Raw genomic sequence first — 11,773 nt, 5'->3', positions numbered from 1 at the left:
GTTCGAACCGCTCACGCGCCGTCTGGGCTGGTTCGGCGTCCCGGTCGACCTCGAATACTGTGCAAAGGTTTCGCATACCAATAGACCTATATGCTGGTATGGTATATCGTAGCACGTATGGCGTCCGCACCGAGCACCGACGACATGTTCGACGAGTTTCTGACCGATCGTGGGCACGACGTCGAGTCGACGGGCTGGGAAGAGAACTATAACAAAAAGCAGTGTCCCGACTGCGGGGGACTCCACGACTCGGCCGCGACAGAGTGCTCGGTATGCGGCTGGTCCCCGGCGTAACGCGCGACCACCGACCACTGATTTTTTCGGCGGCGAGTGCGGTGAGCGACCGACCGGAGAGCGGCGGCCGCGCTCGTGGGTGCGGACCGGTTCCGTCGGCGGCGTGCGGCGGATCACCGCTCGGAGCGGCGACGCTCTCGAGTGAGCGGTCTCGGCGTCCGACGCGCTGAAAGGAAAGGGGGGGAACGTTTGGGGGGAATAGGGGGGAAGTCCACCGGAAAGCGGGCAACGGAGGCCGGTAAGGGGGATAACCGGCGGGTCGGGGGACCCGTTCGTTCCCGGGCCGCGTCGGGGGGATGACGCGTTGGGGGGGGGGAAACGCCGGGAACGACCTCCGGCAACGCGCTCGTGCCGGCGAGGACCGCGTGCGAGCCCGGTGACCCCGGCCGGTCCGCGAGGGAGCACCGGGCGCCGTGACGGCGCTGTCTCGTGCTCCCGCCGCGGACCGGGTGAACCCACACCCCACCACTGGCACACACGGATGCGCACGGTGCGATTCGGGGTTCGTCGGGCCCGCACTTGGTCCGCACTCGATGCTACAGGGGGCATTCACATAATGGGGCAGGCGCGTTTTCTGAGGCTGAAAGAGCCGACGCTCGAAAGGCATATGTAAGAGGTCGAGAGATCACACCGGTAGTGGACGAAGAACGGGCTATCGAGGAGATACTCGACACCATCGGCGACGAACACGCCCGCCGGGTGCTCGCCGCGATCAGCCGCGAGCCCCAGTCGGCGAAGGACCTGAGCGAGGAGTGCGACCTGTCGCTGCCGACAGTGTACCGCCGCATCGAGATGCTCAGTCAGTACGACCTGGTCAAAGACCAGACGCTCGTCGCCGACGACGGTAACCACTACAAGGTGTACGAGTCCAACTTCGAATCGACGGTCATCTCCCTCGAGGACGACGAGTACAAGGTCCGCATCTACCGCGAGGAGAACCTCCCCGACCGGTTCAGCCAGCTCTGGGACGACCTCAACCCGGAGTGACCGGCAGCGAGCCTCCGCTCGGACCGCCCGAACCGCGAGAGGGCGTCGGCGGACCGGCGAAACTATATGGGAGACCGTGCTGTCGGACAGACGACGCGAACAATGGTAGAAGTCGTCGCGGTGATGCGGGGGATACTGGCGCTGATGCGGATGGCGGTGTTCGGGCTCTCGCTCGGGATCACTATCATCAGCTTTCAGGCGTATCGACAGCGGCCGACCGAGCGGCTGCAGTACGCGTTCATGGGGTTCGCGTTCATCAGCATGGGCGTCGCGAGCACGGTGATCGCGCAGGTCGGCGCCCGCGAGGCTACCGAGGCCGTCCGGCTGTTCTTCCGGATGACCGAGTCCGTCCCCTTTATCATCGGGTTCGCGATGCTGTACGTCTCGCTGTACCGCGACTGAACGGGCGCTCGCGGTGCTGGCGCGAGCGGTCGGCGTCCGAGTGGCCCGCGACCCCTCGTCGCCGCCAACCCACGTCGTTTATGCGTGTGTAGCCCCTTTCGTGGGCCAATGACTGAAGCGTCCACCCAGGTGACGCGCCTGTTTGGTGGTCCCGGGAGCGGGAAGACGACGGCACTGCTCGACAGGGTCGAGACCCTGCTCGAAGAGAACGACGACGTGGAGTTCCGCGACGTGCTGGTGGTCTCGTACACGCGCGCGGCGGCCGCCGAGATCCGCGAGCGCCTCGCCGAGCGACTGGGGGAGTCGCCGCGGGCGCTCAAGGGCAACGTCTGCACGATGCACGCGAAGGCCTACGAACTGCTCAACCTCTCGCGCGGCGACGTCGTCGGCGAGTCCGACAAGGAAGAGTTCTGCGACGAGTTCGGCATCGAGTACGAGGACGAGTACGAGGGGTCGCGGCGCCGGTCCGCCCGGTCGACGACCATCGGCAACAAGATCATCGCGACCAGCCAGTGGCTCCAGCGGACCCGCCGCGACGTGGCCGACTGGTACGACGTCCCGTTCAAGTGGGACGACGAGGTCGTTCGTCTCCCGCCCGACATCGACGAGAACGCCCAGACCGGCAACAAGTACACGCCGACCTGGCCCTCCGACGACGACCGCATCAGCGTCCCCGAGACGATCCGCGCCTGGCGCGAGTACAAGGGCGAGAACGACGTCGTCGGCTTCGCCGACATGCTCGAACGCGTCGCCCAGCGCTCGCTGCTCCCCAGCGTCGACTACCTCGTCATCGACGAGTTCCAGGACATCACCACCCTCCAGTACGACGTCTACCAGGAGTGGCGCCCCCACATGGAGACGGTCCTCATCGCCGGCGACGACGACCAGGTCGTCTACGCCTGGCAGGGCGCCGACCCCGACCTCCTGCTGGAGGAGCAGGTCACCGACGACAACATCCTGCCCAACTCCTACCGCCTTCCCTCCCGGATCCTCAACGTGGTCAACCGGGAGGTCAGCCACATCGAGAAGCGCCAGGAGAAAGACCTCAACCCGCGCAAGGAGGGCGGCCGCGTCGAGGGCGTCAAGAACCCCTCGATGATCGACCTCGTCCGCAACGTCCGCCGGACGATCGAACAGGACGAGGAGGGCACCGCGATGATCCTCTTCCGCGCCCGCTACCAGATGTTCCAGTTCATCGACGAGTTCATCGACGAGGGCATCCCCTTCACCTGCCTGACCGACCAGCGGATGTGGACCGACCGGCTCAGCCAGTACGTCAGCGCGATCGAATCCCTCGACGAGGACGAACCGGTGACCGGCCTGGAGGCCCGCCGGCTGGCCGACATGCTCGCCGACTCCGCGTTCGGGACGAGCGAGCGCGACGAGCTGTTCGACGAGCTCGACGAGATGGAAGAGGCCGCCGACGTCGAGGACCTGGAAGAGCTGTCGGTCGAGCCCGACACGATCCGCGACTTCGCCCCCTTCGTCCCCGAACCGCGGGCGGCCGCGGACATGCTCCGGAAGGTGACGAGCTTCCAGGAGCGCAGCGTCGAGGCGTACTTCGGCGGCGAGTACGCGGGCATGCAGACCGACCGCGTCCGCGTTGGCACCATCCACAGCGCGAAGGGCCGTGAAGCCGACCACGTCTTCGTCGCGACCGACCTCACCGAGAAGGTCGTCGAGCAGATGGCCGCGACGGTCGACCAGTCCGACCGCGAGGTGCCCGGTGACGAGGAGTTCACCAAGCACACCTCGCCGGTCCCCACCCTCACCGACAACGAGCGCCGCGTGTTCTACGTCGGAATGTCCCGCGCCCGCGAGCGCCTGATCATCATGGAGAACCTCGTCGACGGCGCCCCGACCCTGCCCATCGACGTGCTCCTCAACAACGAGCCGACGGGCGACTCCATCGACGACGTGATCGCCGACGCCCAGGAAGTCGACGACGCCGTCGCCGCGGACTGAACGAGCGGTTGGCCGACGGTCGTCGCCTCGATCGACCCTCACCTTCTTTGCGACACGTGATCAACTCACACAGAGAGCGACAGTGCCCGAGGAGTGTGGTGTCTGCGGCGAGACGGTCCCCTTCGGCGAGACCGTCCACCTGATCGTCAACACCCAGAGTGACGCGGGCACCTTCGACCGGTACGTCTGCCGGTCGTGTTACGAGGACGAACTCGAACCGCTGGTGGCGTGACGGCGGCGCCCTCACTGACCGTCCGGTGGCTCGGTCCGGTTCGACCGCCCCATCGCGGCCACGACGGCGAGCGCGGCGAACACGAGGAGCGACCCGATCGCGACGAACAGTTCTGTCTGTCGGGTCTCCCCGAGCACGAGTCCGAGCAGGAGGCTCACCGCCAGCACCGAGAGGGCGAGTATCGCGTTCAGTCGCACCAAGAGCGCGTCGTCGCGCATACGGTCATTGTCCCGCGAACTGACAAGTGTCTTGTCGTCGCCGGCCGCGCGGCGGGCCAAAGCCTATCCAGTCCCCGGACACAGCGACCCCATGGACCTGACCGACCGAGTCGCGGTCGTGACCGGCGCGTCCTCGGGCATCGGCGAGGCGACGGCGAGGGCGCTGGCCCGGGAGGGCTGTGCCGTCGCGCTGGTGGCCCGTCGCGAGGAGCGCCTGGAAGCGATCGCCGACGATATCGACGGAGAGACGCTCGTGGTCCCGACGGACGTGAGCGACGAGGACGCGGTGACGGCCATGGCGGAGACGGTCCGCGCGGAACTGGGCACCGTCGAGATCCTGGTGAACAACGCCGGGGTCGCCCGCGGCGGGCCGGTCGCCGACGCGGACCTGGCGGAACTCCGGCAGAACGTTCGGGTCAACCTGGAAGGGGTGATGAACGTCACCCACACGCTGCTGCCGGACCTGCTGGACTCCGACGGCGACGTCGTCACCGTCTCGTCGCTGAGCGCCCGCTTCCCCCAGGAGGGCGGGAGCGGCTACACGGCCTCGAAGTTCGGCGTCAACGGCTTCTGCCGCTCGCTCCGGAAGGAGCTGTCCGACGAGGACGTGCGAGTCTGCATCCTGATGCCGGGACCGGTCGTGACCGAACTGAACGACTGGGAGCACTGGGACGGCCGTGCGATGGACCCCGCGGACGTGGCCGAGACCGTCGTGTTCACGCTCACTCGGCCCGACCGCGTCGAACTGACCGACATCAGCGTCAACTCGACGGACAAGCTGTAGGGTCGCTACGACCGGAAGACCACGTAGACCGCGGCGATCCCGCCGAGCAAGATCGCGAACACGTAGCTGGCGACCCGATAGACGATGGCGATCGAGAGGCCGGTGGCGAAGGTGAACCCGCCGAGCGTCCCGAGCAGGCCGGCGAGCGCTGCCTCGACGCCGGCGAGTCCCCCCGGCGAGGGAGTCAGTCCCGCGAGCGTGCTCGCGGGGACGATGAAGAAGACGAGGAAGAGCGATATCTCGCGGCCGACGGCGCGGACGGCGAAGTAGAGGGGCATGGCGAAAAAGAGCCAGCCGACGAACGAGTAGACCAGCGCGTGGGCGAGCGCGGTCCGGTCGGCGGCGATGCGCTCGAAGGCCGTGTTGAGTTCGCGCATCCGGTCGCGGAGCCCCTCGACGCTGACGAACCGGCTTCGCCTGGCGACCGGCGCGACCACCCGGAGCGCGAAGTTCCCCACGCGGCGGCGCGAGCGCCAGCCGACGACCGCCGCGGCGGGCGCGCCGACCGCGAAGACGACGAGGACCCCCGCGACGCCGCGGATCTGGTTCGACAGCGTCGACCGCACGACGAGGACGATCGTCCCGATCGCGGCGAACGTGAAGAAGGGGAGGAGGTTGAGCAGGTCGGCCGTGACGACCGAGGCCAGCGAGTCCTCGTAGCTCGCGTCCGTGTCCCGGGAGAGCACGTAGGCGATGAAGGGCTCGCCGCCGGCCTGCCCGAGCGGCGTCACGTAGTTCGCGAACGTCGCCGCGTAGTAGGTCACCACGAGCTTGCGGAACGGGACGCGGTAGCCGACGACGCGGAGGACGACCTGCCAGGCCTTCGCCCAGGCGACCAGCCCGACGGCGGTCGAGAGACAGCCCGCGGCGAGCCAGCGAGGGTCCGCGCGGGCGAGTTCCCCCCGGATCTTCTCGATGCCGATGCCGTAGGCGATGAGCGCGAGGATCACCAGCGCGATGGCGAACCCGCCGACGATCTTGACGGCAGTCGTGCGGTCGACGAAGTCTCCCAGACCCAGCCCGGAACTGCTCACGGTTACTCGATGTACCCCAGGTCCGACAGGCGGTCTTTCGCCTCGTCGCCCATGTCGTCGAGGACGTCCTCGTCGGTCACGTCCGCCCACTCGCCGTCCATCTCCGACTCGAAGGTGACCAGCGCTTCCTCGGCCGCGGCGATCACCTCGTCGTCGGCGTCGACCACGTCCTCCAGTTCCTCGGGGTCGGTGTCGATCCGGTAGGCCTCGTCCGGGATGCGCTCGTTGCGGATGTACTTCCCGTCGGTCCGTCGCGCGGCGCGCATCCGCGAGTAGAAGCGGGAGTTCGTATCGAGTTCGATCCCCGCCGCCTCGGCCTTGCTCTCCAGCTGGTTCAGTTCGACGACGGGGCGGTGGTAGTCGACGAACGCGTAGTCGTCCAGTTCGCCGTCGTCGTGGGCCGAAAAGCGCGACTCGGCGCCGCGCGGCGCGTCGACGCCGGCGAACTCACGGTAGTCAGCGCGCAGGAGCGACCGCGCGGCGTCGAACGGTTCGCCGCCCGCCGCGACCGAGACGCCGGCGTGGTCGAGGACCGTGTGGTACAGGTCCTGCAGTTCGACCTGCGTCTCGTCGTCGCGCTCGGCGTCGAGTTCGGGATGTTTGACCATGAGCGGCACGTTGACGAGGGGGTCGTAGATGCAGAACTCGTGACCGTAGAGGCCGTGTTCGCCGAACAGCTCGCCGTGGTCGGCGCAGACGACGACGAGGGTGTCCTCCCAGCGGCCCGTGTCGCGCAGCCAGTCGAACAGGCGGCCGAGGTGGTGGTCGATGTGGGCGATCTCGGCGTCGTAGAGACCCTCGATTGCCTCCCACTCGTCGTGGTCGATGTCGCGGGCGCCGGAGTTGTACTCCTTTGAGTTCTGGCAGACCTCGGTCGAGTCGACGCCGGGGGCGAACTCCTCGGCGAACTCGTCGGGCGGGTGGTACGGCAGGTGGGCGTCCATCAGGTTGATGAACGTGAACCACTCGTCGCCCGCTCGCTCGGCGTCGGTGACGAACTCCTGGACGCGGTCGACGATCTCGGGCGTCTTCGTGTCGCCGCCGCCGCTCTCGGCGAAGTACTCGTGGGCGGTGTTGCCGAGTTCGACGAGTTTGTCGGCGACCCGCCGCAGCGCGTCGTTGTCGTTCATCGTCTTCCAGGCCTTCGACAGCGGGCCCGAGAGGAACTCGCCCGGCATGACCTGGAAGAAGTTGTCCTGGTCGTCGAAGCCGTCCGTCAGGTTGGTGTAGGGCGTGATCCAGGCGTTCGAGGAGTAACAGGCGGTGGCGTAGCCGGCCGCGTTGAGTGATTCCGCGAGCGTGGTCGCGTCCTCCAGATAGGGGTTCTCCTGGGTGGCCCCGTGCTGGGTGGGGTACAGCCCCGTGAACAGCGAGGCGTGGACGGGGAGGGTCCAGGGCGCCGGCGCGACGGCGTGCTCGAAGACCCGCGCGTCGTCGGCGAAGTCTTCCAGGTTCGGCGTCGTCGGCCGGTCGTAGCCGTACACGGAGAGGTGGCTCTTCCGGACCGTGTCCGTGACGACGAAGAGGACGTTCCCCGGACCGTCTGTCTCGCTCATGCAAAGGGAACCGCCACGCACGGAATTAAAGTCCGTGATTCCTCGTTCGAGGCACGCAGCGATCCCCGGGGCCGCGGCGCGAGGGCTTTCACACTGTGTCGGAGTTCCAGTTCGGTGCTGTGCCGTACGTAGAAGCAACGTCTCCGCGACCGTCAGCACCTGGCCGGAGTCCGAGAGGTATTTGCACGCGGTGGCCGTCCGACCCGAACATGCACCGGGTGCCGTCGCAGGGGAAGCCGACGACCGACCGCCACCGGGGGGCCGACCGATGAGCGACCACGCGGCCGCCGAGTCCCGCGACGAGACGCCGGCGATCCCCTCGGGGACGTACGCCTACGTCGGGATCGTCGCGCTCTACACCGCCACGATCGTCCTCGGGCTCTCGATGACGGACGAGGTGGCCGAGATGGGGCTGGCCATGTTCCAGAATCCCGGGAACGTCGGGAACGTGGGCGTCTTCGCCGTACTGTTGCTGGTCGCGACGGGTGTCATGGTCGCCGCGTTCCGCTACGGGTACGGCGAGGCGCTCGTCCGCGTCTTCCTCCTCGGGTCCGCGAGCACGCTCACCTCCGTGGCGTTCGTCGCCCTGACGGGGATCGGAGAGATCGCGGCGAGCGGGAGCGTGCTGATGGGGCTACCGACGAGTCCCGCCTCCATCGCCGTGGCCGCAGTCACGTTCGTCGTCCTCTGGGGCTACCCCGAGTGGTACGTCAACGACGTCGCCGCCGTGATCTTCGGCGCGGCGGCGATCCCGATGCTCGGACTCGGGTTCGGTCCGTTCCCGGTGGTCGTGCTCCTGGTCGTCTGGGCGGGCTACGACGCCTACGCCGTCTACGTCTCCGGGCACATGCAGGAACTCGCCGCCGGGCTCGGCGACCTCAAAGCGCCCATCGTCTTCGTCGTCCCGCACTCGCTCGACTTCTCGATGCGCGACCCCGACTTCGACCTGATGGGCGGTGGCGAAGAGGGAGAGGACAACGAGGAGGGCGGAGCCGGCGCGGCGTCCGCCGAAGATCAGTCCGCCGAGAGCCCGGCACGCGCCGAGATCGCCCTCCTCGGCCTCGGCGACGCGCTCATCCCGGGGATGCTCGCCGTCAGCGCCGGCCACTTCCTCGACGCACCGACCGTCGTCCCCGCGCTGAACGCCAACGCGCCAGCGATCGGCGCGCTCGTCGGCGGCCTCGTCGGGATGGCCGGACTCCTCTATCTCGTCCACCGAGTCGAGGGCGCCCACGCGGGGCTCCCGCCGCTGAACGCCGGCGTCCTCGGCGGGTACCTCCTCGGCGCGGTCGCGGCGGGAATCCCCGTCACGACGGCGCTGGGGCTATAGTCGACCGCGTTTTCGGCAATTCGAACACCACCGACAGCGTCGCGACTGGCGCGGTGGAAAAGACGAGAAGTGGACCGAGGAGGCGGCGTTCAGAACGGCGCTTCGGGGCCTTCGTCGTCGTCGCCGCCGATGTCGCCGCCGCGGGATTCGCCGGGCATCGAGGGGCCGGTGTCGGCGCCCATCATGCCTTCGCTGCCGCCCATGCCGCCGCCGGTGCGGGCGTTGACGGTCTCGATCTCCGGGATCTCCTTGGTCATTCGCGTCTTGATGGCCTGGATGGTCATCGGGGAGATGCCACAGCCCGAACACGCGCCGCCGAGCTGGATGGTGACCGAGCCTTCCTCGCGGTCGATCTCCTCGATGGCGGCCGACCCGCCGTGCATCTGGATCTGCGGGAAGTTGCGCCGCAGGAAGTTCGAAATCCGCTCCTCCAGGTCGTCGCCGCCCTCGGTTTCGGTACTCATAGTGTCTCGACGTTAGCGACGACGGGGCTTAGACCTTTGGACTCACGCGTTCGCCGCGTCCGGATCTGCGTGAGACCGGGCCGCTCAGTCCTGCCAGTCGGGGTTCGCTCGCGGCGGCGCGAACACGTCGATGCCGTCGAGCGGTTCGTCGCCGGTGTTCTCCAGACTGTGCGGTTCGTCCGCTACGAGGTGATAGGAGTCGCCGGAGCTGACGGGGAACTCCTCGCCGTCGACGACGAACACGCCCGAGCCGCCGGTGATGTACCCGACCTGCTCGTGCTCGTGGCTGTGTTCCGGGACGACCGCGCCCGGTTCCATGTGAACGTGCTGGACGCTCGTCCGCTCACCGACCGCCAACTGTGTGAGGTGGACGCCGTCCACGACTTCGACCGTCTCGTTCGCCGAGTGAGCTTCGACCTGCATGGATTGGTGATGGGCGTGCGCACACCTAAGCGTGGGTGGTACTCGGGGAACGGCGTTCAGTATCGATTGCATACAGAGTAGTTGTTTCTGGTGGAGGAGTGGCGAATAGAAGTCGAACCGGGACGACCGCAGGCGACAGCAGCCAACGAAAGCCCTCGGCGCGCTCGCGGTCGCTGAGCAGGCCCTATCCTCGCTTCGCTCGGATAGGGCCTGCTCAAGCGACTGAACTGGACGCGAGCGCGCCTCGCCCTTTCAGTCCGCCAGGAACCGCACAGCACCGCGCCTCACGCCTCCCCAGCCGATTCGCTCACTCGCTGCGCTCGTTCGCTCATCCCTCACGCGGCTTCGTCGCGCGCATAAGAGCGCGCGACAGCGCGCGCCACCACGATTGTTCACTCTCTGGGCTGTATTGAGCATCCGCGCCGAGCGAAGCGAGGCGCGGTTCTTCCGCGAGCGCCTACGGCGCTCGCGGCCTTTTTCACCTATGTTTTTGGTTAGCGAGGGACCTTCGGTCCCTCGGACCGTGCAAACGGGCGGCGAAGCCGCCCGTGAGCAGACGGGGGGTCGCCGCAGGCGACCCCCCGACGAAAAAGAGGGCTAAGCTTGATTGGGGCTCGCTCCGACCTCTCGCACATGAGCGAGGACTGCATCTTCTGTCAGATCGTGGCCGGAGAGATCCCCAGTCGCACGGTGTACGAGGACGACGACGTGTTCGCCTTCCTCGACGCGAACCCGCTGGCGCCGGGGCACACGCTGGTCATCCCGAAATCCCACCACGAACACGTCCAGGACATGCCGAACGACCTCGCGAGCGACGTGTTCGCGGTGATGCATCGACTGGTCGACCCGATCGAGTCGGCCGTCGACGCCGACGGGACGACCGTCGCGTTCAACAACGGCGAGGCGGCCGGCCAGGAGGTCCCGCACGCGCACGGCCACGTCGTCCCGCGGTTCGAGGACGACGGGGGCGGCCCCATCCACTCGATCTTCGGCCAGCGCCCGGATCTGGACGACGACGAACTCGACGACATCGCCGCGTCGATAACCGAGAACGCCGGCGACTGATTCGCTCCCGGCCTCATCGACGACCGGCGCGCCAACGCGTCGGCTCGGCGACGGCGACTCGACGCCGAACGGTTCGCCGAGCAACACGTATCTTTTTCAAGGGGTAGGTGGCAATGGCGGTACATGACCGGAACGCAGGGGAGCGGTGAGGTGTACGCGGTGGTGAGCGGGGTCGGCGGCGCCGGGGCGACGCGGCTCTCGGCGGAGTTCGCGGCGGCGCTGGCGCGGGACGGACGCGACGTGACCGTCGTGGACGCGTCGTTCACGACGCAGGGGCTGGCCGCGCTCGTACCCGAGCGGATCGACCCGGACTTGACGCGCGTCCTCACGGACGACCGGCCGCTGCAGGAGGCCGAGCGGACGCTGTCGCTAGACCTGCCTGGGACGGTGACCGTCACGCCGGCGCTGGCCTCCTTCGAGCGGCTGGCGCGGGCGAAGACGAGCGAGTGCGCCCGGCGGCTCGCCGAGCGGCTGTCCGCGGCGGCCGACCGGTACGACGCCGTCTTCGTCGACGTGCCGCCGGTCGGCGCCAACCAGGCGGTCGCCGCGGTGACCGCCGCGGACGCCGTCGCGCTGGTCGTGCCCGACAGCGAACGCGGCGTCGACGCCGTCCCGCGCCACTGCGACCGTCTCGGTGACGTCGACGCCGGCGTGGACGCAGTCGTCGCGAACCGGGGCGACCCCGAGTCGCCGACCGTCGACGCGGCCGACGCCGTGGTCCCGCCGAGCGAGGCGGCCGCCCTCTCGGAATCGCCGGCCGCCGTCGAGCCGGCGGAGTTCAGCGTCGCGGTCGGGTCGGCCGTCGAAACCGTCACCGGCGTCGAGGTCGATCTGCCCGAGCCCGACTCCTCCTCGGTGGCGGACTACCTGCCCGGATAGCGACCTGGAACGGCCGCTGCCGCCCCAGAGACGTTCCTCCCGCGTCAGCGACCGGGACGCCCGAGCGGTGGCTCCGCCGATCGGAATTGACGGACCCGGAATCCTCGTGTGGGATCACGTTTTAATTGTTCAAGGGATAG

Annotated in this window: 14 protein-coding genes; 9 read left to right on the top strand and 5 right to left on the bottom strand. The window is 68.2% G+C overall.

Going from position 1 to position 11,773, the window contains the following annotated elements; genetic code table 11:
* Positions 1-117: 117 nt before the first annotated feature.
* The 5 genes from PSC72_RS16270 to PSC72_RS16250 all read left to right on the top strand — a co-directional run bounded on the left by PSC72_RS16270 (position 118) and on the right by PSC72_RS16250 (position 3,880).
* The gene (locus tag PSC72_RS16270) at positions 118-294 is read left to right on the top strand and encodes an HVO_0416 family zinc finger protein (RefSeq protein WP_274322474.1); all 177 of its coding nucleotides are present in this window, start codon (positions 118-120) and stop codon (positions 292-294) included.
* A gap of 636 nt (positions 295-930) precedes the next feature.
* Positions 931-1,281, top strand: coding sequence for a winged helix-turn-helix domain-containing protein (locus PSC72_RS16265; RefSeq protein ID WP_274322473.1), 351 nt, complete (start codon positions 931-933; stop codon positions 1,279-1,281).
* A gap of 102 nt (positions 1,282-1,383) precedes the next feature.
* On the top strand, positions 1,384-1,683 hold the full coding sequence (locus PSC72_RS16260) for a DUF7521 family protein (protein ID WP_274322472.1): 300 nt from the start codon (positions 1,384-1,386) through the stop codon (positions 1,681-1,683).
* Positions 1,684-1,791: 108 nt separating this feature from the next.
* Positions 1,792-3,648, top strand: a complete 1,857-nt coding sequence (locus tag PSC72_RS16255; RefSeq protein ID WP_274322471.1) for a UvrD-helicase domain-containing protein — start codon at positions 1,792-1,794, stop codon at positions 3,646-3,648.
* Positions 3,649-3,730: 82 nt separating this feature from the next.
* Entirely contained in the window at positions 3,731-3,880 is a 150-nt protein-coding gene (locus tag PSC72_RS16250) for a hypothetical protein (protein ID WP_274322470.1), read from the top strand.
* Positions 3,881-3,891: 11 nt separating this feature from the next.
* Here PSC72_RS16250 and PSC72_RS16245 read toward each other — a convergent pair whose 3' ends face one another.
* Positions 3,892-4,098, bottom strand: coding sequence for a hypothetical protein (locus PSC72_RS16245; protein ID WP_274322469.1), 207 nt, complete (start codon positions 4,096-4,098; stop codon positions 3,892-3,894).
* 91 nt (positions 4,099-4,189) lie between these two features.
* Between PSC72_RS16245 and PSC72_RS16240 the strand changes: the two genes are divergently transcribed.
* Positions 4,190-4,882 (top strand): SDR family oxidoreductase, encoded by a 693-nt coding sequence (locus PSC72_RS16240; RefSeq protein ID WP_274322468.1) that lies wholly within the window; start codon positions 4,190-4,192, stop codon positions 4,880-4,882.
* Positions 4,883-4,887: 5 nt separating this feature from the next.
* Here the strand turns inward: PSC72_RS16240 and PSC72_RS16235 are convergent, their stop codons facing one another.
* Complete coding sequence (locus PSC72_RS16235; RefSeq protein WP_274322467.1) at positions 4,888-5,916, bottom strand: lysylphosphatidylglycerol synthase transmembrane domain-containing protein; 1,029 nt, start codon at positions 5,914-5,916, stop codon at positions 4,888-4,890.
* A gap of 2 nt (positions 5,917-5,918) precedes the next feature.
* Entirely contained in the window at positions 5,919-7,472 is a 1,554-nt protein-coding gene (locus PSC72_RS16230) for a sulfatase (protein ID WP_274322466.1), read from the bottom strand.
* 268 nt (positions 7,473-7,740) lie between these two features.
* On the opposite strand from PSC72_RS16230, the gene PSC72_RS16225 reads away from it, so the two are divergent.
* Entirely contained in the window at positions 7,741-8,802 is a 1,062-nt protein-coding gene (locus PSC72_RS16225; protein WP_274322465.1) for a presenilin family intramembrane aspartyl protease PSH, read from the top strand.
* Between the two features lie 89 nt (positions 8,803-8,891).
* On the opposite strand, the gene PSC72_RS16220 is transcribed toward PSC72_RS16225, so the two are convergent.
* Positions 8,892-9,266: a NifU family protein gene (locus PSC72_RS16220; protein ID WP_274322464.1), complete on the bottom strand. Its 375-nt coding sequence runs from the start codon at positions 9,264-9,266 to the stop codon at positions 8,892-8,894.
* An 84-nt stretch (positions 9,267-9,350) separates the two neighbouring features.
* Positions 9,351-9,689, bottom strand: a complete 339-nt coding sequence (locus tag PSC72_RS16215; RefSeq protein WP_274322463.1) for a cupin domain-containing protein — start codon at positions 9,687-9,689, stop codon at positions 9,351-9,353.
* A gap of 633 nt (positions 9,690-10,322) precedes the next feature.
* Here PSC72_RS16215 and PSC72_RS16210 point away from each other — a divergent pair.
* Positions 10,323-10,754 carry an HIT family protein gene (locus PSC72_RS16210; RefSeq protein WP_274322462.1) on the top strand — a complete coding sequence of 144 codons (432 nt, stop codon included), beginning with the start codon at positions 10,323-10,325 and terminating at the stop codon, positions 10,752-10,754.
* Between the two features lie 123 nt (positions 10,755-10,877).
* Positions 10,878-11,633: a ParA family protein gene (locus tag PSC72_RS16205; RefSeq protein ID WP_274322461.1), complete on the top strand. Its 756-nt coding sequence runs from the start codon at positions 10,878-10,880 to the stop codon at positions 11,631-11,633.
* Positions 11,634-11,773 lie beyond the last annotated feature (140 nt).

The sequence above is a fragment of the Halosimplex aquaticum genome (genome assembly GCF_028747785.1).
Taxonomy (GTDB): domain Archaea; phylum Halobacteriota; class Halobacteria; order Halobacteriales; family Haloarculaceae; genus Halosimplex; species Halosimplex aquaticum.
This window is presented reverse-complemented; position numbering and strand designations above follow the sequence as displayed.

Excerpts from the sequence above, each read along its gene's own strand:
- PSC72_RS16270 (WP_274322474.1), top strand. The coding sequence starts at position 118 with ATGGCGTCCGCACCGAGCACCGACGACATGTTCGACGAGTTTCTGACC.
- PSC72_RS16260 (WP_274322472.1), top strand. The coding sequence starts at position 1,384 with ATGGTAGAAGTCGTCGCGGTGATGCGGGGGATACTGGCGCTGATGCGG.
- PSC72_RS16255 (WP_274322471.1), top strand. The coding sequence starts at position 1,792 with ATGACTGAAGCGTCCACCCAGGTGACGCGCCTGTTTGGTGGTCCCGGG.
- PSC72_RS16245 (WP_274322469.1), bottom strand. The coding sequence starts at position 4,098 with ATGCGCGACGACGCGCTCTTGGTGCGACTGAACGCGATACTCGCCCTC.
- PSC72_RS16240 (WP_274322468.1), top strand. The coding sequence starts at position 4,190 with ATGGACCTGACCGACCGAGTCGCGGTCGTGACCGGCGCGTCCTCGGGC.
- PSC72_RS16230 (WP_274322466.1), bottom strand. The coding sequence starts at position 7,472 with ATGAGCGAGACAGACGGTCCGGGGAACGTCCTCTTCGTCGTCACGGAC.
- PSC72_RS16225 (WP_274322465.1), top strand. The coding sequence starts at position 7,741 with ATGAGCGACCACGCGGCCGCCGAGTCCCGCGACGAGACGCCGGCGATC.
- PSC72_RS16220 (WP_274322464.1), bottom strand. The coding sequence starts at position 9,266 with ATGAGTACCGAAACCGAGGGCGGCGACGACCTGGAGGAGCGGATTTCG.
- PSC72_RS16215 (WP_274322463.1), bottom strand. The coding sequence starts at position 9,689 with ATGCAGGTCGAAGCTCACTCGGCGAACGAGACGGTCGAAGTCGTGGAC.
- PSC72_RS16210 (WP_274322462.1), top strand. The coding sequence starts at position 10,323 with ATGAGCGAGGACTGCATCTTCTGTCAGATCGTGGCCGGAGAGATCCCC.
- PSC72_RS16205 (WP_274322461.1), top strand. The coding sequence starts at position 10,878 with ATGACCGGAACGCAGGGGAGCGGTGAGGTGTACGCGGTGGTGAGCGGG.